The sequence below is a fragment of the Krasilnikovia sp. M28-CT-15 genome (assembly GCF_047159595.1).
In the GTDB taxonomy this organism is placed as follows: domain Bacteria; phylum Actinomycetota; class Actinomycetes; order Mycobacteriales; family Micromonosporaceae; genus Actinoplanes.
Genome location: NZ_BAAGAK010000001.1, coordinates 2,206,704 through 2,230,965, shown reverse-complemented (window position 1 = coordinate 2,230,965; position 24,262 = coordinate 2,206,704). Strand labels below are relative to the sequence as shown.

Genomic DNA, 24,262 nt, shown 5'->3' with positions numbered 1-24,262 from the left:
CGTAACGGGTGTACCTGGGTGGGGTGATCTCAGCGGCGACCACCGGCGCCACGCCGCCCGGCCACGCTAGCCTCCGGGGGTCGCGACCAGGCCCAACGTGGCCGTAACACGAAGGAAACAATAGGGACACGCCTGAGCAACTGTGTGCCCATAGCGTCGCGACGAGTCTAGCGACGTGGCGGTGACGCCGCGCCCCGGTTTGAGATAACCCGTGCCAGGAGGACGTGTGTTCGCCAATCCCGAGGAACTCCTGCGATACCTCAAAGACGAGGACGTCAAGTTCGTCGACGTACGGTTCTGTGACCTGCCCGGTGTGATGCAGCACTTCAACATGCCGGTGGAATCGTTCGACGACAGTGTCGTCACCGACGGCCTCGCCTTCGACGGATCCTCGATCCGCGGGTTCCAGGCCATCCACGAGTCCGACATGATGCTCCTGCCGGACGTCAGCACTGCCTTCATCGACCCGTTCCGGGCGCAGAAGACCCTGGCACTGAACTTCTTCATCCACGACCCCTTCACCCGCGAGGCCTACTCCCGCGACCCGCGCAACGTCGCCAAGAAGGCGGAGACCTACCTGGCCTCCAGCGGCATCGCGGACACCGCGTACTTCGGCGCCGAGGCGGAGTTCTACATCTTCGACTCGATCCGCCACGAGACCTCTGCGCACCAGGCGTTCTACTACATCGACTCGATCGAGGGCGCCTGGAACTCCGGCCGCGAGGAAGCGGGCGGCAACCGCGGCTACAAGACCGCGTACAAGGGTGGCTACTTCCCGGTGTCGCCGGTGGACCACTACTCGGACCTGCGCGACTCCATGGTCCGGCGGCTGCTGGACGTCGGCTTTACGGTCGAGCGTTCGCACCACGAGGTGGGCACCGCCGGCCAGGCCGAGATCAACTACAAGTTCTCCACGCTGCTGCACGCCGGCGACCAGATGCAGCTGTTCAAGTACATCATCAAGAACACCGCCTGGGAGCACGGCAAGACCGCGACCTTCATGCCCAAGCCGCTGTTCGGTGACAACGGCTCCGGCATGCACACCCACCAGAGCCTCTGGCTGGGCGGCGAGCCGCTGTTCTACGACGAGACCGGCTACGCGGGTCTGTCCGACACCGCCCGCTGGTACATCGGCGGCCTGCTGCAGCATGCCCCGTCGCTGCTGGCCTTCACCAACCCGACCGTCAACTCGTACCGGCGTCTCGTGCCCGGCTACGAGGCCCCGGTCAACCTGGTGTACTCGCAGCGCAACCGCTCCGCCTGCACCCGGATCCCGGTGACCGGCAGCAACCCGAAGGCCAAGCGCGTCGAGTTCCGGGTGCCGGACCCGTCGGGCAACCCGTACCTGTCCTTCGCGGCCCAGATGATGGCCGGCCTGGACGGCATCAAGAACAAGATCGAGCCGCCGGCCCCGATCGACAAGGACCTGTACGACCTGCCGCCGGAGGAGTGGGGCAGCGTCAAGCAGGTGCCGGGCTCGCTGGACGCGGTGCTCGACTCGCTCGAGGGCGACCACGAGTTCCTCACCGCGGGTGGCGTGTTCACCGACGACCTGATCTCCACCTGGATCGACTGGAAGCGGGCCAACGAGATCGACCCGGTGCGCCTGCGCCCGACCCCGCACGAGTTCGAGATGTACTACAACGTCTGACCCATCTCGGGTCTCTGACCAGCGGAAACGCCCGCTGATCTGATCTTGGGCCCAGGTTCGGCCCAAACCGCGCAACGGCGGTCACGACCGGCTCCCAGCCGACGTGGCCGCCGTTTCGCGTGCGCCCAGCGCGTTGTCGACCAACGACCGGGTGCGGTCCACCGCATCGGGCCACTCATGCACATACTCGTTGAGCGTGATCGTCGGAGTCGAGTGGCCGAGGGCCAGCTGCACCGTCTTGACGCTCGCGCCATCGTGGATCAGCAGCGTGGCGTAGTAGTGGCGCAACCCGTGGAAGCCCCACCGCGCCCGCAGGCGACCTTCGCCCGGACCGGTGTCCAGGTTCGCGAGAACGTCGACGCGATCACCGGCTCGCCGTTGGCCCGCGGAACACCAGCGACGCGGGCCGCCGGGTCGGACGACGCGGATCGGTGTCGTCGTCCACCGCCACCGGCGGATAGTCCCGCTCCAGGTGCGCCCGCAACGCCACCGCCACCACCGCGGGCAGCTCTACCGTCCGCACGCTCGTCTTGGTCTTCGGCTTCCCCAGGAGGATCTGGTCGGCTTCGTCCGCCTCGCGTTCGCCGGGGTAAATGCCGCGAAGCTCGGCTACGCCATCCGCGTCGACCGCTGGGGCAAGGGCTACGCCACGACGCCGCCCGACTGATGATCGAGTTCGGCTTCAAGGAACTACGGCTGCACCGCATATCCGCGGCAATCGGCCCCGACAACGCCGCCTCAATCGCCGTTGCCGAGAGGCTCGGCATGCAATATGAGGGCCGCATCCGCGACCACGTGTTCACCAACGGCGCATGGCGCGACTCGCTCCTGTACGCCGTGCTGTCTCTTCACTGAATTTCTCAGCTCGACGCAGTGGCCCCACCGCGCCAGCGGAGATGTCGAGTTGTGCGGAGATGGCGATGGACAGCATCGCCCGTCACTCCTTGCTTGTCCAGCTGGCACAAGCCTGGAGGGGCTCGATCCGGGTCCCACAGCTCGTCCTCGATGACCCACGGCTTTCCCACGCCCTCGACGAGGTGGATCTCGACACGATGGCGCTGATCAACATCGATTCAGCAGATCTTGTTAGGGGCTCTAAGTACGTGTAAAGGATGTGCAAATTGCACATTGACGGTGGCGAGGATAACCACGTGTTCGCCTTGGACATGGAGCAGTCCGCCGGCCTCATGCGTCGCGCGCACGAGGCGTACGCCGTCGCTGTCCGTCATCGCCAACCCGCGATGATTCACGCGAACGATCTCGGGCTCCTGCTGCACGGCTACGACATGATGCGCCGCCGGCTGGCCGCTGAGCCGACATCACGGTCCTCGCCGGCGGCCACCCTGAGCACGGTCCCGCAACGAGCCGACAGGCCATCCGAGCGCCGCATCGACCACCCGCTGCGGCGAGCACTGCGTGCAGTTGCCGCGCGTAATCACGCCGCCGGGCGCGAGGTCTGCCGGGAGACCCTGCAGAAGCAGCCATGACGGCGTGGCTGCTGCTCAGCGCGGCGATCGTGTCCGAGGTGATCGCAACAGCGACACTCACCGCCTCCAACGGTCTGAGCAGCCGAATCCTGACCCTCGTGACGGCCGCCCTCTACGTCGTCAGCTACGTCTGCTTCGCCCGCGCCCTCAAGGCCGGCATCGAGGTCGGCGTCGCCTACGCCATCTGGTCGGGAGTCGGTACGGCAGCGCTGGCCATCATCGGCGCAGCCCTGTTCGGCGAGGCGATGAACGCCCGCAAGATCGCCGCGATCCTCCTCATCATCGGCGGTGTCACGCTGCTGCACCTCACCGGCCGGCCGCAGGCGCCGGCCCGCGCGGCCGGCAGTCACGGCAGTGATCTATCGCTGACCACCGCGTCCGAGATCGACAGAAGGGCATCACCATGACCGCGGCCCAGCATCAACCCAGCCCCCAGGGCATCCAGACCAGAGCTGCTCAGTCGCATGGCACGACTTGGTTCCTCCTGGCTGCGCTGCGCAGGCCCCGCGAGATCGGCGCCATCGCCCCGACCGGCCGGGCCCTGGCGGCACAGGCCGCCGACCTGATCGACACCGCCCGCGCACCACGCACCGTCGTCGAACTCGGCCCCGGCAGCGGCACCATCACCCGCGCCATACAGTCCCGGTTGCCTCCCGACAGCACGTTCTGCACGGTCGAACGCAACACCGCGATGGCGGCCTACCTGACCCAGGCGTGGCCCGCGCTGAACGTCATCCACGGTGACGCCGCCGACCTGCCCCGCTTGCTCCACAACGCCGCCATCGGACCCGTCGACCTGATCATCAGCGCTCTGCCCTGGTCACTGATACCACCGCCAGCCCAGGAGCAGATCCTCAGCGGGATCGCCCACGTCCTGCACCCGCACGGCACCTTCGCCACGATCATCACCGTCCCGGTCCGGCCGCTGCCGGCCGCACGGCAGCTCCGCCGCCGTCTTACCGCGACGTTCGGCGACGTGACGCGCAGCCCGACCGTCTGGAGCAACGTGCCACCCGCACATCTCTGGATCTGCCGCGAGCCACTCAGCTCCGACCCGGCCAACACCGAGGCGCCAAGCCCAGCAGCAGCACCGGCACCGTGAGGGAATCCAGGCGTGCAGGCACGGGCCCGAGTACGCCGGAAACCGTCGACAGGACGTCGCAGGTGCCGAGCTCGATCATGGGCCGCATGAATCGAACGCTGGCATGCCATCTCCACGCTGTGGTCCGCCTTCCACCCAGCGCAGGCGCAGACCGAATTGCTCGCCGCAGCCGGCTTCGAGGTCTAGGAGAGGCGTCACACCAACATCGGCCGAGACTGGGCATTGGGAAATACGGCTGGGCATCTACGCGACTGAGCGCCAGGCCGACGAGCTCGTCCAGCAGATTACCCGGCTCCTGTACCCCGATCCGCAGCACGAGCCGCCCTGCCCGATTCCATGGTCCGGCGCACTTGTACGGGAACCTGAGCTGGGCGAAGGCACTTATGCCGAGCTCGTCGAGCAGGTTGACGCAGAGCGCCAGGGGTCGTAGACCCAGCCGCCTTACCCCGGTTGACGGACGACAGACGCCTCCGGCGGCCGGGGCTCCGCCCCGAGACCCCGGCGACTCCGGGATGCCCGGCCGCTCGCCGCCTCCCATCGCGCACCAGAGGCAACCAGACCGCGAGGCCTTCAGCGGGACGGCTATCGGGCGTCGTCTACTACCTCCGCGCTGTCGCGACTCCTCAGCCAGGCTGCATGTCCATGCAGGAGCCAAGTCACGAAGTACAGCGTGAAACTGACCAAGAACAAGGCGAACGACATCACGGCCGCCAGGCGTGCCTCGGCCCAGAAAGCGGCATTGGTGAGGAAGATGACCGCCATGATGAGGCTGACGGCCATGACGGCCTGAAGCGGTCCCGACCGCTCGTATGGGTGCACGATCACTATCAGCTCCTTGCAGACGCCGGTCATCATGATCGATTGAAGCCGGGGCGGGCAAGTCAACCCAACAAGCGAGACGGCCGAAGCAGGCGAACGCGACCCGGCCGGCCGCAACCCGCGCGACGGCCTGTCCGTACTGCCAGATCTTTGGGAGAAATCTGGGAGATGATCTAGCGAAACGCGCCCGAACGCACTCCACCAGACCAACGGTGGCCAACGCCCTGACCAGCAGATACGCCCACAAGCCCAGGCCTGATCTTGGTCTCGACCTAGATCGCGGCGACAACGCGCCAAGCGGCGGTCACTGCTGGCTCCCAGCCAGGGTGGCCGCCGCTTGCGTCCTGCCGAGCGCGTTGTCGACCAGCGACCGCGTGCGGTCAAGCACGTCCGGCCGCTCGTGCACGTACTCGATACGAAGCCCAGCGCGAACCGGCTCATGGCCGACGCTGGGCTTCGACAGTCGGGGTGGGACTTATGGAGCAGCTACCCGGGCCTCACGGTTCCACACCGGACGCCGACGCGCAGTTGCGGCCGCCACGGGCATCGCGTAATTTCTCCGGCACGCCGTCGAGCCGAGAGGAGGTCAGAACAATGTCCGATGTTCTGCGCCCCCTCCGCGTGCCGGCGTACACGCGGATCTGACCCGGGGCGATCGTCTTCCGGAGGATCAACCCATGACCGATCCGGTCATCCGTCCGCTCGTCGCGGGCGAGGAACAACTGTTCGACTCCATGCCCGACCCGCTCCCGCAGCTTCGCCAAGTCAGCTACGCCGACGGAATCGCCGCCGGCGGCTACCGCCCCGAGCGCACCTGGATCGCGCTCCAGGCCGGCCAGGTCGTCGGCCGGGCAGCGTGGGCCCTCCCGCCGGGTGCGGTCGGCGCACCGTGGCTGGACAGATTCGACCTGGATGCCGAACCCGAGGTCGGCGCCAAGCTTCTCCACGCCGCCCACGAAGCACTCGGCGGCCCCACCGTGTACTACGCCGCGGTGCCGGCACACTGGCGGCGCCGGCCCGACGTGCTCTCGGCGGTCACGGCGCCGATGGCAGCGGCCCGGCTCGCCGGGCTGGACGAACGTGGAGAGCGGCTCCGCTGCACCTGGACGGGTACTCCTCTGCCCGCGGCCTCCGGCCGCTACAGCTTCCGCCCGGCAGTCGACGCCGCAGAGATCAACCTCCTGGTCGCCCGAATCGCCGAACCAGAGGTCCTGACCGGCCAGGAGACAGCCCGGACCGTCGCCGGAGTGGATCTGGCCACCGATCCGCTCGCCTGGCTGACCGGCCCACCCGAACACTGGCGCATCGCTCTCGACGCAGGAGAGCCGGTCGGCCTGGCCGGCACCGCCGGACAAGCCTGCTACCCGCTGCTGGCATACCTCGGACTGCTCGATCAGGCCGCCCGCAGCGACCTGCTGGCCGACGCGGTCCGAGTGCTCGCTTCGGACGGCGCCCGTGAGGTGGTCGCCGATGTCGATGCCCACCGAGTGGCCGTCGTGGCGGAACTGGAACGGACCGGGTTCCGGCAGGTGCGGGCGCGGGTTGCCTTCGAACCACCCGCGCCACCACCCAGCTCCGTCAGAACACCGGACTTGCCGGACTAGATTGCCGCCTCCCACGAGGGTTTCCACAAGTGACGCCTCCGGCGGCCAGGGCCCATCCTTGGACCCGGGCGGCTCCGGGATGGCAGGCCCGGCCGGCACCCCATCGCGCACCGGAGGCAACCAGACCGTGCCTGCCTGCGCCAGTCGTTCGTCCGGCGGGGCGCTCCACCTGGCCCAGGCAGGCACGGCCCGGACGAGCGAAGCTTGCGCGACGGGATGCCGCGGCAGGACGTAGACCCAGCCATGCGAGGTCGATCATGGGGAGTGAACCGGGGGTGGATCTTGCGTTTCTGCCCCGCAGGGCCCCGGCTATCCCTATACGGCCCAACGTCGCTACCGGCAAGAACAGCCATCGACGCAGCCATGATCGACTCTCGGGCCTAATTCGGGATGAAGGGGTCGTCGGTGTGGTAGTGGCCGAGGAAGTGGTCTCGCTCGACGATCTACCGTGAACCTCATGTCGCTGCCTGAGGTGATCCCGATTGCGCATGAGCCTGGTTACCGGACCGACACCATCGGCGTCTACGACGGTGGCCAGTTCCTCGCCATGGTTACGGGTGCGCACCGTGATGAAGACGAACCCCACCGTGAAAATATGCGCTGGTATGCGGTCATGCATCTCTTCGACCACGACGGCAACCATGAATCCTCGGAGATCCGCCTTCTTGGCACCGGACAGTTCAATGAGGTGCGGCTTGACCCCGGGCCGCTCAGGACCCTTCTCGACGTGCTGCCGGGCCGGCAGTTTGGCGATATCGCCATCAAGCCGTTCCGTGTGGACTTCGATGGTGTGGTCTTTGGACTCGTCGATGAGTCCGGCGACCATGGGAGTAGCGACTGGGCCGAGCTGCACCCCGCCCGCTTGGGTTTCCACGCGCCCTGGAACGGCGAATACGACACGTAGGCTTCGTCGACCGCTTAGGGGAATTTCGCGTGTCCCGCGTGTCGCCCTCGGACGGCAAGCACTTCAAGCGGAGCGAAGGCCGCTGCCACCACTGACCATGGTCACTCGGGATCTGTCCACAGCGCTCAGCCAGCGGTACCAGAACGAACGCGAGACCAACGAGTACGTCGCGAGGCGCAGCACCCTGTCGTCGTCATTGAAGGCCACCTCTGTGGCACCCCGGCGCGGCCACGTTGGTCAGGGTGCGATCAGCTTCTGGAGCAGTCGTGCCATGACGCTGCGCTCCTGGCCGGTCAGGGCGGAGAAGCTGGCACGGTTGAACGTCTCGACGACAGGGTAGGCGTCGGCGAGCACCGCGCGGCCGGCGTGGGTCAGCATGAGCTGGGCGGGCTTGCCTGGTTCGGCGACGCCGCGCGTGACGAGGTCGATGTCGATGAGCCGGTTGAGCGACTCGCTCACGCTCTGCGGCGTGATCAGCACGCGCCTGGCGAGTTCAGCCTGGCTGATGCCGGGTTCGTGGGCGAGTACGGCCAGCATGCTGAACTGGCGTGGGTTGATCCCCGCCTGGCGCAGGGCTCGATGCCACGCCCGCGACATCTGCTCCGCGCAGACGACCAGAAGGTAGCCGAGCTGCGCGTCGGGATCCATCGGTGTGAAGGAGGCTGCCACTCACCGATCCTTTCACCATCAGGAGCCTGATGGTAGCGTCAGGGACCTGATGGTTGGGGGTCGATGATGAGGCGCACAGCGCAGTGGTGGTGGACCGTCGTGGCTCTGCTGGGCATGTCCCACTGGTTCTTCGGCAATCTCTACGAGGCCGTGGTGTTCTCACCCAATTGGATCGTGGACAGCTCAGCGCAGATGACGCGACTCGAGGGGTTCTTCGTCAACACCGGTCCGACGATGTACTTCGTTCCGCTGGCCATGCTGGCGCCGATCCTGGTCTGGGTCTTGCTGGCCGTCAACAAGGTTGGCGCCGCGCGGGCCGACTACCGCCGCGCGGGTCTGTTCGCGCTGCTGGCCACCGTGTTGAACGGTGTCATCGTGACCATGGTGGTGACGAACCTGTTCGACCCGCACAACCTGGGCGACACGATGAAGCTGACGCGGCTGGCCTGGCAATGGAACATCCTCAACCTGTGCAGGATGCTCCTCACCGCAGCCACCGGCGTGTTCCTGTTCAACGCGTTGAGCAAGCTCGAAGCGGTGGTCGTTCCGCCCCGGCCGAATACCTGATCATGCCGCGCGCACGGCTCACAAGCTCGGCCGGGCAGGAAATGGCGGTCAGGAACGGCGCCGGGCCCGCTCAGCCGATGGCCGGACAGGACCCGGCCGATCAGTCTCCGGCGGCGAAGCGCTGCGTCATGAAGTCCTTCTCGGTCACGCAGGCGAGCGTCGTCGTATTCCAGGCGCAGGTGTCCGTACGGACGTCGTAGATCGGGCCGAGCTCCACCGGCTCGTCGCCGAGGTGTGTCGCGGACAGCGAGTCGTCGATCGCCGAGCTGGACAACGGGTGCCCGAAACGCAGCACGTTGCCGGAGTCCAGCCGGACCACGGCGCCGGGATTGGTCCACGCCGTCCGGCCGCTCGGGTCGAGCATCGCCGTAAACCCCGACACCTTGACGATCAGCGAGTCGCCCACCGGAGTCAGCCGTTCGATGCCGGCCAGCGGACCGCTCTCCCACGGCGGATCGTCGCCGACCACGGGCAGCTTGACCACGTGCTGCTGCTTGGCGTCCCCATCGGTCGTCATGACGAAACAGATCCAGTCGTTGCCGCACACCGACAGCTTGGTGATCCTGACGTCCTGCTGGGCGGTGTACAGCAACGTCGCCTTACCCGACCCGAGGTCGTACGAGACGATGCGCTCGACGTTGCTGGACTCGCGGATGATCAGCCGACCGTTGTGTGCGACGACCTCGTCGTTGGTGGCCGCGTCGGTCTGCCACAACTTGCCGACGGTGCCGGAGGTCAGGTCGACGACGCGCGCCGCGTGGTCGGCGGTGATCTGCACGATCCGCTGGTCGTCGTCGAGGACAGGCGCGAACGGGCGGCCATGCGCGCTGGCCGCACCGGAGACGTCATTGGGTGTCGTGGTGGGCACGGTGGTGGTGCTCGCGCCCTTCGGGTCCATCAGCCGCCAACGCTCGCGTCCGGTGGTGACGTCCAGGCCCATCAACTGGTGCCCGGCGCGGTCCACGTGCACGGCGACCGTCTTGCCGAAGATCATGTCGTCGCCGTCGCTGAGCAGGTGTTCCCACAGCAGCTCGCCGTGGTCCGGACCGAGAACCACGAGCCGGGACTTCTTGGTCCTGGGATCGGGGGCGGACTGGAGCAGTACCCCGTTCGGCAGCGCCATCAGACCTGACCACCCGGCAGCGGTGCCCGCCACGGTGGTGCTCCAGATCGACGTCGTGCCGGTGGCGTCGACGGCGGTCACCCCGACCGCCCCGGTCTTGTTGGAGCTGGCGAAGTAGAACCGGTCCTTGGTCGCGGTGCCGTCCGACCATGACGAGCTGACCGGGACGGTGGGCGGGAAGTGCGTTTCTGCACCGAGCCGATGGAATGCAAGCGCGGGGTACCTGGGCAGCAGGTAGACGATCACGGCCGCCGCGCTCAGCGCGAGAACGCTTGTCACACCCACCGCGATCAGGGCGTGCAGCCACTTCCGGCGCGGTCTGCGGGCAGCGACGGCACCGGGATCGGAGATCTCCGGCCCACCCACGTACAGCGTCTGACCCATGGCCAGCGCTCGCGACTCGGCAGTGGCCCACGGGTCCACCGGCTCGCCGTAGTGGTGGTCGTTCGACACCTGGGTCGGTGGGACGGGAAAGCCATCCGCCTTGGTGTCGGTGGGGTGGTGCGCTACCGGCATCACGACAACGGGCGTGGCCGCCTCGGCCCGGCCCGGCGCGTACCGGACCGGCTTCTCGGCCGACGACGCCGGCCCCGGCATCGGCGGTGTTTCGGCGGGCGTCGCGTCCGGACCGGAACCGGTGCGGTCCGGCGCTTCGCCCTCCGGGTCATCCGGCTGAGCCGACGGAGCGTCCGCGAACTCCTCGAGGGCAGCGGCAGGCGCCGCAGCGGACTCCACTGGGGCCGCGGTGTTCGCAGCCGCGGACTCCACTGGGGCCGCGGTGCTCGCGGCAGCGGACTCCCCAGAGACCGCAGCAGTCGTGTCGGGGCTGTCGCCGGGCTCTGCGCCGGAAGCCTTCGACGCGGTCTTCCCCGCGATTCCGGCTGGGGCTTGACCGTGCTCCGGGGAGGGCGGGATCGCCAGGCCGAACGATTCGCCCGGAACAGTCATGCTTGGCCCTTCACGCGTCTGCGACATCGGGCCGCCATGCTACAGAGGCATCGATGACCTGTTCAATGGATTGAATCTTGGGCCACACCCGGCTCTTTTGCACATCCGTCCGCAAGGACGCGGGGCGGGCCGGGCAGCCGGCGCTGGCGGGCAGCCCGTGTACAGCCAGGGCAGGAGGCGCCCGTGCATGCGACACCCCGCCGTTGGACCCGTGATTTAGTGACCAAATGGACAAAAAGGAGGTCTGCGGCGGGCGGGGGCGGACATCCATCCGGCGTGCGGTTCGCTGGGTCGCGATCGGCCTGGCGGTGCTGGCGCTCGTCGCCGCTGGTGTCACCGCCGACCGGCTCCACTCCATGGGTGGCCGGACCCGCGACGACCTCATGGTGGTCGCCCGGCTGGCACAGCAGCTCCGCCAGGAACTGGATCGCGGCGACCCGCGGGCGGCCCGGCTGACCCTGGCCGTTCTGCAGGCCCATGCCCGCGCCGCCCGGCTGCACACCGAGGGCCCGTTGTGGCGACTCGGCTCCCGCCTGCCGAAGGCCGGCGCCAACCTGGCCGCGGTATCGACGGTGGCCAAGGTCGTGGACGATCTGGCCGGGCGGGGCATGCCCGAGCTGGTCGACCTCGCGGGCGCGGTCGACCCCGCGCGCCTGGCGCCACGGGACGGCACCGTCCGGCTGGCCGGGCTGGCCCGGCTGACCGTTCAGGTCGATGCCGCCGACCGGGCCATCCGGGCGGCCCTCGAGGAACTAGCGGGCGTACCCACCCGCCGGCTCGTACCGCAACTGGCGGCCGCGATCGACGGCCTGCGCACCGGCCTGGAGCGCGCCGCCGCGGACACCGCCACCGCCGCCCGCGCGATCCGTCTGCTGCCGCCGATGCTCGGGTACGGCGGGTCGCGTACCTATCTGATCCTGTTCCAGAATCTGGCGGAGATCCGCGCCACCGGCGGGATGCCCGGCGCATTCGCCATGGTCCGCGCCACACACGGCGCCGTGCGGGTCGTCGAGACCGGCACGGCGACGGGCGACCTGCGACGCTTCGACCCGCCGGTGGCCCGCCTGGGCCGTGACCAGCACCGACTGTACGGTGACCTGCCCGCCGTCTACCCAGCGGACGTCAATCTCACCCCGGACTTCCCCACGGCGGCGAAGCTGTTCCGGGAGATGTACCGCCAGCGCACCGGCCGCCTCGTCGACGGTGTCATCGCGGTGGATCCGGTGGCGTTGTCGCTGGTCCTTCAGGCCACCGGGCCGATCGCGGTCCCGGGCGGCTGGACGCTCACCGCGGCCAACGCGGTGCGCGTCCTGCTCTCGGACACCTATCAGCGCCTCACGTCACCGTCCGCCCAGGACCGGTTCTTCCTCGACGCCGCGAACGCGGTGTTCGCGACGCTGCTGCGCGGACGCATCGCGCCCCGGCCCGCGCTCGCCGCGATGTCACGCGCCGCCGGGGAGCGGCGCGTGCTGCTGTGGAGCGCGCATCCCACGGAACAGCGGCTCGTCGCTGCCACGGTGCTGGCGGGAACATTGCCGGCACGGGACGGCGGCGCCCCGACCGTCGGTGTCTTCCTCAACGACGGCAGCGGCGCCAAGCTCGGCTTCTACCTGCGGCATGCGGCGGAGCTGAGTGAGACGTGCGCGGTCGGGGGCAGGCGGGCGTTGCGCGTACGGATCACCCTGGCGTCGACGGCCCCGTCGCACGGCCTGACGAGTGCGGTTCTCGGGATGGGCCTCGCGGGTGACCCGTACACGATCCGTACCCATGTCATGGTCTTCAGCCCGACGGGTGGCGACATCGTCGACGCGGCCCGGGACGGGCGGCCCACCTCCTGGTCGATCGGCGCCGAGCGCGAGCGGGTGGTGGCGAAGGTGACCGTCGACCTGCGGCCCGGGGCCCGGCAGACGCTCGAATTCCGCCTGCTCACCGCGGTCATGCCGCCCACCGGCGCGTGGTCACCCGCCCAGCTCCGGAGCACGCCCGGGGTGACAACCGGAAATCTTCGGATCAATCGATCTGAACCTTGCTAGGTTCCCTCTTAGTGGACTAATCAGGACGAACTTGGGTGAGGTTACCGTGCGCCGACTCCGCCTACTCCTGCCGCTCGCCGTGGTGATCGGCGTGGTGCTCGCCGGACCGACCGCGGCGTCGGCCGATCCGTACGTGCCGGGCGAGGAGCCCACCGTGGCCGCGCCCGCGTCCGTGCCGGCGGGGTCTCCCATCGTCATCCGGGGCAGCGGGTACATCCCCTTCGAGACGGTCCAGATCTTCCTGGCCTCGGTGAACACCACCCTGGTCGCCCACGAGCTGTCCGCGGCCGAGCGGTCCGGCGGCCCGGTCCCGGTCGCGTTCGTGGCGCCGTTGCGCCGGCTGCCCGCGCCCGGGACCCTGATCGGCGCCACCACCGCCGACTCCAACGGGGACTTCGTCTTCACGGTCCCGGCGTCGGTCACCGACCTCGTGCAGGGCGGGGTGCTGAACCTCACCGCCGCGGGCGTGACCTCGGGCACGCTGACCGGCTTCACCGTACGCGTGACCCCGCTGTCCGGCGGCGGACAAGGCGCGGGCCCGGGTGGCGGGCCGGGCGGCGGCGGGCAGGGCAGCGGCGAGACGGGCAACGGGGAGACGGGCAACGGGCTGCCGGTCACCGGCACCGACGGCGGCCAGCTCACCCGCCAGGTCATGACCGGTGTCGTCCTCGCCGCCGTCGGCGTGGTCCTGCTGTGGCTCGCCGCCCCGAGCCGTCGTCGGCGCCGGCGGCAGCCGGACCCGGTCGGCCTCGGCCGGTGAGGGCCGCGAGCCGCGCTAGGGCCGGTAGAGGCTCAACGCGGCGGACTGTCTGAGGTAGAGGCGCCCGTTGACGACCACCGCGTGGCCCTCCGCGCCGCGGAAGGCGCTGCCGTTGGCCGCGGAGGCACCGGTGGCGGCCTGGAGGATCGCCAGCGACGAACCCATGTCGGTGCTCACGACCGTGTAGACCAGGCCACCGGCGCGGACCGGAGGGCCCACGCCACCGGAGAGGGTCCTGGTCCAGCTGACCGCCCCGCTGTCGGCCCGGAACGCAGTAAGCGTCCGGCCGACCGCGACGAACAGCCGGCGGCCGTCGGTGGCCACGGTGTTGTTCCCGGAAAAGATCTCCACCCCGGGACGGCTCCACACGGTCGCTCCGGTGGCGGCGTCCACGGCGCGTAGGACGTGGTCGAAGTCGATCACGAAGTACCGGTCACCGGCGGGGCTCGCGGTCAGCACCCCTTCATAGGGTTGCGCGCGTCGCCACAGCTCCGCGCCGGTGGCGGTGGAGACGCACACCGTGCCGCCGCCGTACACCGACAGGAGCAGACGGCCCTGAGAGGACACGTTGCTGCGGTTCGTGACGCCGTGCCGCGACCACACCTCGGCGCCGTCGCTGGGCCGGTAGACCAGCACGATCCCTTCCGGGTCCTCGGAGGCGCCCGAGACGACGATCAGGCCCCGGTCGGCCACCATGCTGGCCACCGCCACGGAACGGACCTTGCTCCACCGCACCGCCCCGGTGGCGACGCCGAAGGCGTACAGGCTGCCGGTCGGCGCGCTGACACTGCCGCAGTGGGCGAAGCCGACGACGAGCGTGCCGCCCACCACGGCGACATGCGCCGAACCCTGGGTCTCGGCGAGCGGGCGGTTCCACCGCCACAGCAGACGGCCGTCGCTGATCCGGAACGCGGCCACCCCGGCGTCGTCGGTGAGGAACACCCGGCTGCCCGCGACGACCGGCGCCTGGGCCGTGGGGCAGTCCGTCGGGAAGGCGGGCACCGCGATCCGCCAGCGACGCTTGACCTTCGCGATCGTCGACGCGTTGATGCTCGACTCATGGGCGTTGTAGCTGGTGTTCGCCGGGTCGAAGCCGTCCTGAGCCCACGCGGTCGCGGTCGCGCCGACCGCGGGGCGCTGCCGGGCACCCCAGGCCGACGGGGGCGCGACCAGCCCGGTGGCGACAACGACGGCGGCCGCGAGGACGGCGGTTCGCCCTGCTTCTGGCTTCTTCACAAGGCACCAGGGTAGGGATGAATCCGCTTTTTCCTGGATTCGTCGCCGTCGCGTCACGGTGAACGACGATGCCGGACCGCGCCGTCCTAGGTGAAGATCAGGGACAGATGATCGTCGAGTGCGGACACCGCGGTCTGCGCGTCGTACTGGCCGCCGAGCAGATAGACCCCGAGCCCCTCCATGGCGGCCAGCAGGCCGGCCGCGGCGTGTTCGGCGTTCAGGGTGGCCGGGCTGTCCCCGGTGGCCCGCGCGGCGCGGATCTGGTCGGCGATGAAGGCGACCATCTGGTCGGTGTCCTCCCGCATCCGGGTCGCCGCGGCGGGGCGGACCGCGGTGTAGGCGAGGAATGCCAGGGCGACGCGGCCGTCGGCCCGCCGCTGGTCGTCGAGCGGCAGCAACTCGACCAGGATCGTGCGGACCAGCGCACCCGGGGTCAACGGCTGGCCGAGGGCGGCGACCGCCCGGGCCACCCGGGCCTCGTTGCGTTCGCGGATCACCGCCAGGGCGAAGGTCATCATCTCGTCCTTGGTGGCGAAGTAGTGCTGCACCATGCCCGAGGTCACTCCCGCCTCGGCAGCCACATGGCGCAGGCTGACCGCCTCCAGCCCACTGGTGGCGGCGACCCGCATCAGCGCGTCGGCGATCAAGGTCCGGCGCGCCTGGTGGTCGACCTTCTTCGGCATGCGCCCATGCTTTCACATTGCAGTCGCATTGACTCCGACCAGGGGGCACTTTAAGATTGCGACTGCAACGCAAAAGGAGGATGCCCATGTCGCGCGCCGTACCGATGCTGCGCAAGCTGGTCGCGTACGAGGTGGCCATGTGGCACAGCCTCTACCGCTGGATCTTCCGCAAACCGCTGCGCCTCGAGCCGGGCGCCCGGGTCTTCAGCTACATCGGCGTGGTCAAACCCATCCTGTGGGCGTTCATCGTGCTGTCCGCCGTCGAGATCCCGATCTTCGACCTCATCCTGCAGCACGTCCTGCCCTGGGAAGGGCTGCGCCGTACCGTCCTGGTCCTCGGCGTCTACGGCCTGCTGTGGATGATCGGCCTGATGGCGATGCTGCGCATCCACCCGCACGTCGCCGGGCCCGCGGGGCTACGCGTCCGCAACGGCGCCACCCTCGAGTTCCTCGTTCCGTGGGACGCGGTCGAATCCGTCCGGGCGCGCTACCGGTCGCTGGACTCCAACCGCACGGTCCACCTGGAGCAGGCGGACTCCGGCACCGTACTGAGCGTCGGCGCCGGCCGCCAGACCAGCGTCGACGTCGTGTTGCGGCGACCGCTGGCGATCGATCTGCCCGCCGGGCGCACCGAGAACGTCGGCGAGATCCGGCTCTACGCCGACGAGCCGGACGCCCTGGTCGCACTCACCCGCGAGTACGCCGACGACCCCGACCCGGCTACGCAGCGCTGAACCCTTCCCCGGCACGGCGGCCCGGGCTCGGGTTCGCGCCTCAGCGCAGGTCGGCGCGCTCCGGCGCGAGCAACGACGATTCCCCTGCGTCACGCCGCTCCGCGCGGTTGCGGCGCACCAGCCAGACCGCGAGCGCGACCAGCCCCGCCGTCATCGCCAGCGAACCCTGCGTCTTGGTGGCCAGCGCCCAGTTGTGCCCGTCGGGAATCGTCAACGTCGCCGCGAAAGCGCACGGCACCAGCATCCAGCGGGTGAAGATCGTCTCGGACCGCGTCCAGGTCGCGGCGAGCACCGCCAGGGGCCAGAGCGCGTACCACGGGTGGAAGACCGGGGCCAGCACCACGGTCAGCGCCAGTGCCAGCCCCGCCCCCAGCAGCGCGTCGCCCCGGCGGGCCCACCACCACAACGCCACCAGCGCCGGGACAAGCAGCACCGTGGCGATCAGCCGGACCGCCGGCAGCGCGTCCACATGGAGGCCGAACACCGACAGGAGCCTGCCCACGGTCAACCCGATCGCGGTCGACGGCGAGGTCCACTCGATGGTGTCCCCGCTGCGCAGCAGCCCGTACGCCCAGCCCACCCCGCGCCCGGACAGCAGGGACAGGACGGCCAGGGCACCGACGGCGCCGCCGCCGACCGCCGCGCCGGGCCGCCACAGCGCGCGCAGCGACGTCCCGCGCGGCACGGCCGCCAGCACCGCGAACGGCAGCACCACCACCGCGGTCGCCTTGACCCCGACCGCGAGGCCGAGCAGCGCGCCGCCCAGCGCCAGCACCGCCGTCCGGGGCAGCAACGGCGCACCCGGCTCGGTCGCGGCCGGGCGCAGGCCGGCCACCAGGGCGAGACCGGCCACCAGCAGGCCGATCATCACGGCGTCGTTGTGCGCGCCGGAGACCAGGTGAATCAGCACGAGCGGGCAGGCCAGCACGGTCCACGTGGCCTTCACCGGCGCCACCCCGGCCCGGCGGGCCAGCGCGGGCACCCCCACCGCGATCAGCGCCACCCCGGCCACCGCGATCAGGCGGAAGACCGCGACCGTCCCGACCAGGGTGCCGCCGACACGCACCGCGGCCGCGGACAACAGCAGGAACAACGGACCGTACGGGGCGGGGGAATCGCGCCACGCCTCCGAGACGGAGCCGAGCCAGGGACAACCGAACGCCAGGGCGTTGGTCGCGTACGGGTCGCCGCCGGCCGCCTGGACATAGCCCTGGCAGGCGTACGAGTAGACGTCCTCGCTGCCCAGCGGCAGGAACGGCAGCAGCGGCAACGCCCACAACCCGGCCGTGACCAGCGCCCACCGGGTGGACGGGACCACCCGCCGCCCGTGCCACCAGGCGGTGATGAGCAGCGCCGTGCCCGTCGCCCAGCACACCGGGAGCAGCACACCGAGGTCGCCGCGCAGCATGTCCACCACGTTGTAGGCGTTGCCGCGCAGGAGTTCCGCACCCCCCAGGTAGGCGCAGAGCGCGGTCAGCAGGCTGCCGACCATGCCGAGGTAGCGAACCGAGCGGGGGGTGAACATGCGCGTCAGGATACGAGACGGCCCACACCGCATGTCGCGGACAGTGATTAAGATCCGGTCCGCCCCGGCACCCGCCGCCGCGCCCGCACCAGCGGTACCACCAGCATCACGACCAGTAGCGCGGTGACCGCGAACGCGCCCTGGACCCGGGTCGCCAGCGCGAGGTTGTAGCCGTCGGGCAGGCACAACGCCGCCGCCACCGCGCACGCCGCGGCCAGCCACCGGCGCGCACCGACGGACGTCGCCGCCAGCACCGCCAGCGGCCAGGTCAGATACCAGGGGTGGAACACCGGGGCCAGCGCAACCGTGGCGGCGAGCGCCAGTCCCGCGCCGAGCAGCGCCCCACCGCCGCGGGCCCGCCACCAGAGCGCCACCAGCACGGCCGCGAGCGCCACGACGCCCGCCAACCGCGCCACCGGCACCGCGTCGATGTCGGCGCCGAACACCCTGGCCAGGGCGGACACGCTGAGGCCGACCGCGGTGGGCGGCGACGTCCACTGTACGGAGACCCCGCTGTCGGCCAGGTTGCGAATCCAGCCGAACCCGAGCCCGGCGGCCAGCGACACCGCCCCCAGCGCACCCGCCGCCCCGGCCGCCAGCACGGCACCGGGGCGCAGCAGCGCCCGCAACGGGACGGGGCCGGACCCCTGTCGATCTTGACGTTCCCGCCGCGCCACGACCGTCGCAGGCTGCTCGGTGCCAGCGCTCAGGAGGACCGCGAACGGCAACACCACCACCGCAGTGACCTTCACCCCGACCGCCAGCCCCAGCAGCACCCCGGCACCGGCCAGCAGAGCGAGCCGGACAGCCGGGCGGTCGAGCCGTGACCCCGGCGGCGCCGCGCCCACGGCAGTGGCGACGGCCAGGCCCGCGACCAGCAGGCCCACCATCACGGCGTCATTGTGCGCGCCCGCCACCAGGTGCACGGCCACCAGCGGACAGGCCAGCACCAGCCACGCCGCCCGTTCCGGCGGCACCCCGTGACGCCGGGCCAGCACCGGCAGGCACGCGCCGACCAGCACCACACCGAGCACGGCCAGCGCGCGCAGCACCGCGACCGTCCCGGCCAGACCACCACCCAACTTCGCCGCCCCCGCCGCCAGCAGCAGAAACACCGGACCGTACGGGGCGGGCGCGGCACGCCACGTCGGTGCCACCGCATCCGCCCACGGGCAGCCCAGCACGCTGACCCCCGCCGCGTACGGGTCGTGCCCGGCCGCCAGCGCATACCCCTGGCAGGCGTACGAGTAGACGTCGTAACTGCCCAGCGGGAGCACCGGCAGCAGCGGTACGGCCCACACCGCGGCCGTCACGTATGCCCATCGCAGCGACGGCACCGCCGTACGGCCCAGCCACCACGCCCCGATCAGCAGGCTGGTGCCGAGCAGCCAGCTCAACGGCAGGAGGACACCGTCAGTACCGGAGAACACGGTGCGCGGGGTCATCGTGGGATGCCACGGCCGGGTGGCACCACCCAGCTGGGCGGCCAGTGCCAGCAGCAGGCTGCCCGCCAGGCCCCCGTAGCGGACCAGGCGGGCGCGGAGCATGGCGGCCACCCTACCGTGACGCACCGCAACCGGCGGTGCCCCGCGTCCACGCGTGCCCGTGGCGTCCGCCGAGGCCCCACGCGGGCCGCTGCACTCGGCGCCGTCGGTAGCGCCGGGACCTGCGGTCGCCCACGCGCGGTGCCCTCGGCCGCGCGTGGCGCCGGGTACTGTCGGTGGCCGTGTGGGCCCGGTGGCGAACCGAAGCGGTCACCGCCGGACTGGCGGCGGCCCTCGGCGTCGTGTACCTGCTACTGCCCCGGCCCGGCTCGGATCTGTCCGCCCAGGTGGCCCGCGCCGGATTCTTCGCCACCCACGGCTGGACGGTCGTCGACCAGCGCTGGTACGCGGGGGTGAACCAGCTCGGCTACAGCCTGGTGTCGCAGCCCGTGATGGCCCTGCTGGGCGTCCGCCTCACCGGGGTGCTGGCCCTCGTGGTGTCCGCGGTGACGTTCGCCGCGCTGCTGCGCCGCACCCGGGTCGCCCGGCCGCTGCCGGGCGCCCTGGTCGGCGCGGTGTGCCTGACCGGGAACCTGCTGTCGGGCCGGGTCACGTACGCGCTCGGCGTCGCGTTCGGGCTGGCGGCGCTGCTGGCTCTCACGTACCCCCGGCTGCGCGCGGCTGCCGTGGCCGCCGCGCTGCTGGCGTCCGCGACCAGCCCGGTGGCCGGGGTGTTCCTCGGGCTGGCCGGGGTCGCTCTGATGGCGGCTCGCCGGTGGGGCGACGGGCTGCTGGTGGCCGTCCCCGCGGCGGTGCCGCTCGCGGTGAGCGCCGGGCTGTTCGGCGACGGCGGGTGGATGAACATCAGCCACGCGGACGCGGTCAAGGCGGTCGGGGTGAGCCTGCTGGTGGCCGCGCTGGTGCCGCACCGCCCGGTCCGCTACGGCGCACTGCTGTCCGCGGCCGGGGTGGTCGCGGCCGCTCTCGTGCACACCCCGGTCGGCCTGAACGCGACCCGGCTGGCGGTCATGTTCGGGCTGCCCGTGCTGGCCGCCTGCGCCCACCCGCCCGTCTGGCTGCCCACCGCCCTGACCTCCCGATCCGCCGAGCAGACGGCCCGGCCCGGTGACCCGCCCGCCCGGTCCGGCGAGCGGACGGCCCGTCCGGGTGGCCGGGGTTCCGCCCGGTGGCGGCCGTGGGCGCTGGGCGCGATGCTGGTGGCGGTGTGCTGGTGGCAGCCGCCGGTCGTGATGGCCGATGTCCGCGACATCGGCAATCCCACGGCCGATCCGGGGTTCTTCGCGCCGCTGCGCGCCCGGCTGGCGGGCGAACCCCTGACCGGACGCGTGGAGATCCCGCCGACCCGCGACTACTGGGAGGCGGCATACCTCGGCGACGTGCCGCTGGCCCGGGGCTGGCTGCGGCAGGCCGACATCGACCGCAACCCGCTGTTCTTCACCACCGTGCCCGGCGCATCCGGCACCGGCGTGGCGCTGACCGCGGACACCTACCGGGACTGGCTGACCCGGGAGGCGGTGCAGTACGTGGCCGTCCCGAAGGCAGAACTGTCCTGGGTGGGCCGTGCGGAGGCGGCGCTGATCGCGGGCGGCCTGCCGTACCTGACGCCGGTGTGGTCCGACGCCCGCTGGCAGCTGTACGCGGTGACCGATCCGGCGCCGATCGTCGCGGCCCCGGCCCAGCAGGTGAGGCACACGGCGGCGGCGGTCACGTTCGACGCTCCGGCCGCCGGTGACGTGCGGGTGCGGGTCCGGTACTCCCGCTGGCTGCGCGCGAACGGCGGCGCGACCGTGGCAGCCGACGGGGACTGGACCGTGGTCCGGGTCCCCACCGCGGGCCGGTACACCCTGACCTCTTAGTAGCGGGCCGGTTCGTAGCGGGCCGGTTGGTAGGGGGCCGGCATCAGGAGTCGAGGACGCGTTCCATGGCGGCGCGGGAATGGCGGGTCACGCGCAGGTAGCGGTCCACGAACTCGCCCGGATCGCCCCCGCCGAGCAGTTGCACCGCCCCGGCCAGCTCGACCCCGTGCTGCGGCAGCTGGTCGGTGGGGCGGCCACGGACCAGGGTGAGCGCGTTACGCACCCGGGCCGCCAGGGTCCAGCCCGCGGCCAGCGCGGCCGCGTCGGACCGGTCGACGAGCCCGCCGTCGCGGGCGGCGGCCAGCGCCTCCAGGGTCCGGGTGAGCCGCAGCTCCGGCAGGTCGTACGCGTGCCGCAGCTGGAGCAGCTGGACCGCCCACTCGACGTCGGCCAGCCCGCCCCGGCCCAGCTTCGTGTGCGTGTGCGGGTCGGCGTTGCGGGGCATCCGCTCGCGTTCCACCCGGGCCTTGATCCGGCGGATCTCCACGACCTGCTCCCGGGTGAGCCCGCCACCGGGGTAGCGCATGCCGTCGGCGAGCTGCTCGAATTCGGCCCCCAGTCCGGCGTCCCCGCAGACGAACCGGGCACGCAGCAACGCCTGCGACTCCCATACCCGTGACCAGCGGGCGTAGTACTGCGCGTACGCGGCGAGGCTGCGCACGAGCGGACCCTGGCGGCCTTCGGGGCGCAGGTCGGCGTCGACGCCCAGCGGCGGGTCGGGGGCGGGCGCGGACAGCAGGCGGCGCAGCTCCTCGGCGATCGCGTGCGCGGCGGCGGACGCCTCGCTTTCCGGGGTGGCCGCCGGGGCGTCGTAGACGAACAGGACGTCGGCGTCGGAGGGGTAACTCATCTCGTACCCGCCGAGGCGGCCCATGCCGATCACCGCGAAACGCAGGCCATCCGGGCCGGGCCGGGCCCGCCGGGCGGCGCCGAGCGCGGCGCTCAGGGTGGCGTCCGTGACGTCGGAGAGCGCGATGCCGATCGCATCGACGTCGAGCGGGTGTTCGGGGGCCAGGTCCCCGGCGCGGCTGAGGATGTCCGCGCAGGCGACGCGGAACAGCTCCCGGCGGCGCAGTGCGCGGACCGCCTCGATCGCCTTCTGCGGGTCGGCGTACCGTTCGGCGGCGGCCTGGAAGCCGTGGCGCAGCACGTCGGCCGGTCGCGGCTGCAGCTCGGCGTCGTCGGCCAGCAGGCGCAGCGCCTCCGGGTCGCGGGTGAGCAGGTCCGTCGCGTACCGGGACAGGCTGAGCACCCGGGCCAGGCGGCGGGCCACCGGGCCGCCGTCGCGCAGCAGCCGCAGATACCAGGGGGTACTGCCCAGCTTGTCGGAGACGTGCCGGTAGTTGAGCAGGCCCCGGTCCGGCTCGGGCGCGTCCGCGAACTCCTGTAGCAGCATCGGCAGCAGCGTGCGCTGGATCGCGGAGGTACGGGTGACCCCGCCGGTCAGCGCCTGCAGGTGCCGCAGGGCCGCGCCCGGGTCGGCGAAGCCGAGGATCTCCAGCCGGCGGCCCGCGGACTCGGGTGTCATCCGCAGCGCCTCGGCGGGCACCCGGGCCACCGCCTCCAGCAGCGGCCGGTACAGCAGCTTCACGTGCAGGCGGCGGACCTGCGCGGCGTGGCCCACCCAGTCGGCGCGGAACTCCTCGACCGCGTCGCGGCCGGGCACCGCGGTGTACCCGAGGGCGGCGGCCAGCCACCGCAGCGCCGCGGGGTCGTCGGGCACGGTGTGGGTGCGGCGCAGGTGTTGCAGTTGCAGCCGGTGCTCGACGGAACGCAGGAAGCGGTAGCCGCGCAGCAGCGTCTCGCCGTCCTCCCGGCCCACGTAGCCGCCCGCGACCAGCGCGCGCAGCGCGGGCAGCGTGCCGGGCTCGTGCAGTGTCTCGTCGATGCGGCCGTGCACGAGCTGCAGCAGCTGCACCGCGAACTCGATGTCGCGCAGCCCGCCCGGCCCTCGCTTGATCTCCCGGGCCAGCTCCTTGGGCGGGACATTCTCGATGATTTTGCGGCGCATGTCGCGAACGTCGTCGACCGCCTCGGGCCGCTCCGCCGCATGCCACACCAGCGGCGCCAGGTTGTCGATCCACTCCTGCGCCAAAGCGAGATCCCCGGCCGCGGGCCGGGCCTTGAGCAGGGCCTGGAACTCCCAGGTCCGCGCCCACCGCCGGTAGTAGGCGTCGTGGCTGGCCAGGGTCCGCACCAGCGGGCCACGGCTGCCCTCGGGCCGCAGGGCGGCGTCCACCGGCCAGGCGACCTGCCCGCAGATCTCGATCAGCCGCGCCGCCACCGTCGTGCCCGCGGCCAGATCCTCGTCGGCGCGCGCGACGAAGATGACGTCCACATCGGACACGTAGTTGAGCTCGACGCCGCCGCACTTGCCCATCGCGACGACCGCCAGCCCGGGCGCGGGCGCCGCCAGCTCACCCACCGCGATCGTGTACGCCGCGGCGAGGGTCTCGTCGGCGAGGCGGGACAGGGCGGCCATCGTCGGCTCCAGGCCGCGGCCCCCGGTCAGGTCGGCGGCCGCGATCCGCAACAGCGAGATCCGGTACGCCCGGCGCAACGCGGGCACGGTCGGCGGCCCCTCCCCCGCCGAATCGCCGAACTCGAGATGACCCTCGGCGTTGGGCGGCAGCCCCGTCTTACCCGTGGCCAGCACCCGCCACTCGTCCGGGTTGGCGACGAGGTGATCGCCCAGCGCAGCAGAGGCGCCGAGCACGGCCAGCAGGCGCCGCCGCAGGCCGACGTCGCCACCCAGCGCGGTCAGGACGGCCGCCGCGGCCGGGTTGTCCGCGATCGGCCCCCGGGACCCGGCGACCGAGCCGCCGTTGCCGCGGATCGCGGCGCGTCCCACGGACTCGACCATGCGGTGCAGCTGCAGCAGCGCCAGGTTGGGGTCGGCGGCGCGGGACAGGGCGTGCAGCAGCTCGCCCCCGGAGTCGTCGAGGGGTTCCTGCGCGGCCGGGTCCCACAGCCGCAGCCCGGACTCACCGAGCAGCTCGGCAGCGCGGGCTCCGTCGTCGAAGCCGTAGCGGGCGAGGCGGCTGAGCCGGGTCATC

Annotated in this window: 23 protein-coding genes; 13 read left to right on the top strand and 10 right to left on the bottom strand. The window is 71.4% G+C overall.

Annotated elements, in window-relative coordinates; translation table 11 throughout:
• Positions 1 to 226 precede the first annotated feature (226 nt).
• Positions 227 to 1,651, top strand: a complete 1,425-nt coding sequence (glnA, locus tag ACMCNO_RS10650) for a type I glutamate--ammonia ligase (RefSeq protein ID WP_412749242.1) — start codon at positions 227 to 229, stop codon at positions 1,649 to 1,651.
• Positions 1,652 to 1,732: 81 nt separating this feature from the next.
• Here glnA and ACMCNO_RS10645 read toward each other — a convergent pair whose 3' ends face one another.
• Both ACMCNO_RS10645 and ACMCNO_RS10640 read right to left on the bottom strand, forming a co-directional pair.
• A complete protein-coding gene (locus tag ACMCNO_RS10645; protein WP_412749241.1) occupies positions 1,733 to 1,939 on the bottom strand; it encodes a tyrosine-type recombinase/integrase in 207 nt (68 codons plus the stop codon).
• 76 nt (positions 1,940 to 2,015) lie between these two features.
• Positions 2,016 to 2,174 (bottom strand): hypothetical protein, encoded by a 159-nt coding sequence (locus ACMCNO_RS10640; RefSeq protein ID WP_412749240.1) that lies wholly within the window; start codon positions 2,172 to 2,174, stop codon positions 2,016 to 2,018.
• 143 nt (positions 2,175 to 2,317) lie between these two features.
• Here ACMCNO_RS10640 and ACMCNO_RS10635 point away from each other — a divergent pair, with 143 nt between their 5' ends.
• The 5 genes from ACMCNO_RS10635 to ACMCNO_RS10615 all read left to right on the top strand — a co-directional run bounded on the left by ACMCNO_RS10635 (position 2,318) and on the right by ACMCNO_RS10615 (position 4,240).
• Positions 2,318 to 2,506, top strand: coding sequence for a GNAT family N-acetyltransferase (locus ACMCNO_RS10635; RefSeq protein ID WP_412749239.1), 189 nt, complete (start codon positions 2,318 to 2,320; stop codon positions 2,504 to 2,506).
• A 65-nt stretch (positions 2,507 to 2,571) separates the two neighbouring features.
• Positions 2,572 to 2,760 (top strand): hypothetical protein, encoded by a 189-nt coding sequence (locus ACMCNO_RS10630; RefSeq protein ID WP_412749238.1) that lies wholly within the window; start codon positions 2,572 to 2,574, stop codon positions 2,758 to 2,760.
• A gap of 3 nt (positions 2,761 to 2,763) precedes the next feature.
• On the top strand, positions 2,764 to 3,138 hold the full coding sequence (locus ACMCNO_RS10625; RefSeq protein ID WP_412749237.1) for a hypothetical protein: 375 nt from the start codon (positions 2,764 to 2,766) through the stop codon (positions 3,136 to 3,138).
• On the top strand, positions 3,135 to 3,545 hold the full coding sequence (locus ACMCNO_RS10620) for a DMT family transporter (protein ID WP_412749236.1): 411 nt from the start codon (positions 3,135 to 3,137) through the stop codon (positions 3,543 to 3,545). The genes ACMCNO_RS10625 and ACMCNO_RS10620 overlap by 4 nt, the downstream gene beginning before the upstream one ends.
• Positions 3,542 to 4,240: a class I SAM-dependent methyltransferase gene (locus ACMCNO_RS10615; RefSeq protein ID WP_412749235.1), complete on the top strand. Its 699-nt coding sequence runs from the start codon at positions 3,542 to 3,544 to the stop codon at positions 4,238 to 4,240. Before ACMCNO_RS10620 ends, ACMCNO_RS10615 begins: the two co-directional genes overlap by 4 nt.
• A 582-nt stretch (positions 4,241 to 4,822) precedes the next feature.
• Here ACMCNO_RS10615 and ACMCNO_RS10610 read toward each other — a convergent pair.
• Complete coding sequence (locus ACMCNO_RS10610) at positions 4,823 to 5,065, bottom strand: hypothetical protein (protein ID WP_412749234.1); 243 nt, start codon at positions 5,063 to 5,065, stop codon at positions 4,823 to 4,825.
• A 671-nt stretch (positions 5,066 to 5,736) separates the two neighbouring features.
• Here ACMCNO_RS10610 and ACMCNO_RS10605 point away from each other — a divergent pair.
• Positions 5,737 to 6,663: an acetyltransferase gene (locus ACMCNO_RS10605; RefSeq protein ID WP_412749233.1), complete on the top strand. Its 927-nt coding sequence runs from the start codon at positions 5,737 to 5,739 to the stop codon at positions 6,661 to 6,663.
• A 457-nt stretch (positions 6,664 to 7,120) separates the two neighbouring features.
• Positions 7,121 to 7,567: a hypothetical protein gene (locus ACMCNO_RS10600; protein ID WP_412749232.1), complete on the top strand. Its 447-nt coding sequence runs from the start codon at positions 7,121 to 7,123 to the stop codon at positions 7,565 to 7,567.
• A 237-nt stretch (positions 7,568 to 7,804) separates the two neighbouring features.
• Here ACMCNO_RS10600 and ACMCNO_RS10595 read toward each other — a convergent pair whose 3' ends face one another.
• Positions 7,805 to 8,236, bottom strand: coding sequence for a MarR family winged helix-turn-helix transcriptional regulator (locus ACMCNO_RS10595; protein ID WP_412749231.1), 432 nt, complete (start codon positions 8,234 to 8,236; stop codon positions 7,805 to 7,807).
• A 99-nt stretch (positions 8,237 to 8,335) separates the two neighbouring features.
• On the opposite strand from ACMCNO_RS10595, the gene ACMCNO_RS10590 reads away from it, so the two are divergent.
• Complete coding sequence (locus ACMCNO_RS10590) at positions 8,336 to 8,803, top strand: hypothetical protein (RefSeq protein ID WP_412749230.1); 468 nt, start codon at positions 8,336 to 8,338, stop codon at positions 8,801 to 8,803.
• 100 nt (positions 8,804 to 8,903) lie between these two features.
• Here the strand turns inward: ACMCNO_RS10590 and ACMCNO_RS10585 are convergent, their stop codons facing one another.
• Complete coding sequence (locus ACMCNO_RS10585; protein WP_412749229.1) at positions 8,904 to 10,661, bottom strand: PQQ-binding-like beta-propeller repeat protein; 1,758 nt, start codon at positions 10,659 to 10,661, stop codon at positions 8,904 to 8,906.
• Between the two features lie 440 nt (positions 10,662 to 11,101).
• Here ACMCNO_RS10585 and ACMCNO_RS10580 point away from each other — a divergent pair, with 440 nt between their 5' ends.
• On the top strand, positions 11,102 to 12,907 hold the full coding sequence (locus ACMCNO_RS10580) for a DUF4012 domain-containing protein (protein WP_412749228.1): 1,806 nt from the start codon (positions 11,102 to 11,104) through the stop codon (positions 12,905 to 12,907).
• 46 nt (positions 12,908 to 12,953) lie between these two features.
• Positions 12,954 to 13,667, top strand: a complete 714-nt coding sequence (locus ACMCNO_RS10575) for a hypothetical protein (protein WP_412749227.1) — start codon at positions 12,954 to 12,956, stop codon at positions 13,665 to 13,667.
• A 15-nt stretch (positions 13,668 to 13,682) separates the two neighbouring features.
• Here ACMCNO_RS10575 and ACMCNO_RS10570 read toward each other — a convergent pair whose 3' ends face one another.
• The gene (locus tag ACMCNO_RS10570; RefSeq protein ID WP_412749226.1) at positions 13,683 to 14,903 is read right to left on the bottom strand and encodes a PQQ-binding-like beta-propeller repeat protein; all 1,221 of its coding nucleotides are present in this window, start codon (positions 14,901 to 14,903) and stop codon (positions 13,683 to 13,685) included.
• A gap of 86 nt (positions 14,904 to 14,989) precedes the next feature.
• On the bottom strand, positions 14,990 to 15,586 hold the full coding sequence (locus tag ACMCNO_RS10565) for a TetR/AcrR family transcriptional regulator (RefSeq protein WP_412749225.1): 597 nt from the start codon (positions 15,584 to 15,586) through the stop codon (positions 14,990 to 14,992).
• 86 nt (positions 15,587 to 15,672) lie between these two features.
• Here ACMCNO_RS10565 and ACMCNO_RS10560 point away from each other — a divergent pair, with 86 nt between their 5' ends.
• On the top strand, positions 15,673 to 16,320 hold the full coding sequence (locus tag ACMCNO_RS10560; RefSeq protein WP_412749224.1) for a hypothetical protein: 648 nt from the start codon (positions 15,673 to 15,675) through the stop codon (positions 16,318 to 16,320).
• 40 nt (positions 16,321 to 16,360) lie between these two features.
• Here the strand turns inward: ACMCNO_RS10560 and mptB (ACMCNO_RS10555) are convergent, their stop codons facing one another.
• Positions 16,361 to 17,845 (bottom strand): polyprenol phosphomannose-dependent alpha 1,6 mannosyltransferase MptB, encoded by a 1,485-nt coding sequence (mptB, locus tag ACMCNO_RS10555; RefSeq protein WP_412749223.1) that lies wholly within the window; start codon positions 17,843 to 17,845, stop codon positions 16,361 to 16,363.
• 47 nt (positions 17,846 to 17,892) lie between these two features.
• A complete protein-coding gene (mptB, locus tag ACMCNO_RS10550; protein WP_412749222.1) occupies positions 17,893 to 19,392 on the bottom strand; it encodes a polyprenol phosphomannose-dependent alpha 1,6 mannosyltransferase MptB in 1,500 nt (499 codons plus the stop codon).
• Between the two features lie 179 nt (positions 19,393 to 19,571).
• On the opposite strand from mptB (ACMCNO_RS10550), the gene ACMCNO_RS10545 reads away from it, so the two are divergent.
• Positions 19,572 to 21,206, top strand: a complete 1,635-nt coding sequence (locus ACMCNO_RS10545) for a hypothetical protein (protein WP_412753665.1) — start codon at positions 19,572 to 19,574, stop codon at positions 21,204 to 21,206.
• A gap of 43 nt (positions 21,207 to 21,249) precedes the next feature.
• Here ACMCNO_RS10545 and ACMCNO_RS10540 read toward each other — a convergent pair whose 3' ends face one another.
• A complete protein-coding gene (locus ACMCNO_RS10540; protein ID WP_412749221.1) occupies positions 21,250 to 24,261 on the bottom strand; it encodes a bifunctional [glutamine synthetase] adenylyltransferase/[glutamine synthetase]-adenylyl-L-tyrosine phosphorylase in 3,012 nt (1,003 codons plus the stop codon).
• Between the last annotated feature and the right edge of the window lies 1 nt (position 24,262).

Bases quoted from the DNA above. Each gene is read 5' to 3' on its own strand.
- ACMCNO_RS10635 (WP_412749239.1), top strand. From the start codon at position 2,318: ATGATCGAGTTCGGCTTCAAGGAACTACGGCTGCACCGCATATCCGCG.
- ACMCNO_RS10630 (WP_412749238.1), top strand. From the start codon at position 2,572: ATGGACAGCATCGCCCGTCACTCCTTGCTTGTCCAGCTGGCACAAGCC.
- ACMCNO_RS10625 (WP_412749237.1), top strand. From the start codon at position 2,764: ATGTGCAAATTGCACATTGACGGTGGCGAGGATAACCACGTGTTCGCC.
- ACMCNO_RS10620 (WP_412749236.1), top strand. From the start codon at position 3,135: ATGACGGCGTGGCTGCTGCTCAGCGCGGCGATCGTGTCCGAGGTGATC.
- ACMCNO_RS10615 (WP_412749235.1), top strand. From the start codon at position 3,542: ATGACCGCGGCCCAGCATCAACCCAGCCCCCAGGGCATCCAGACCAGA.
- ACMCNO_RS10605 (WP_412749233.1), top strand. From the start codon at position 5,737: ATGACCGATCCGGTCATCCGTCCGCTCGTCGCGGGCGAGGAACAACTG.
- ACMCNO_RS10600 (WP_412749232.1), top strand. From the start codon at position 7,121: ATGTCGCTGCCTGAGGTGATCCCGATTGCGCATGAGCCTGGTTACCGG.
- ACMCNO_RS10580 (WP_412749228.1), top strand. From the start codon at position 11,102: ATGGACAAAAAGGAGGTCTGCGGCGGGCGGGGGCGGACATCCATCCGG.
- ACMCNO_RS10565 (WP_412749225.1), bottom strand. From the start codon at position 15,586: ATGCCGAAGAAGGTCGACCACCAGGCGCGCCGGACCTTGATCGCCGAC.
- ACMCNO_RS10560 (WP_412749224.1), top strand. From the start codon at position 15,673: ATGTCGCGCGCCGTACCGATGCTGCGCAAGCTGGTCGCGTACGAGGTG.
- mptB (WP_412749223.1), bottom strand. From the start codon at position 17,845: ATGTTCACCCCCCGCTCGGTTCGCTACCTCGGCATGGTCGGCAGCCTG.
- mptB (WP_412749222.1), bottom strand. From the start codon at position 19,392: ATGCTCCGCGCCCGCCTGGTCCGCTACGGGGGCCTGGCGGGCAGCCTG.
- ACMCNO_RS10540 (WP_412749221.1), bottom strand. From the start codon at position 24,261: ATGACCCGGCTCAGCCGCCTCGCCCGCTACGGCTTCGACGACGGAGCC.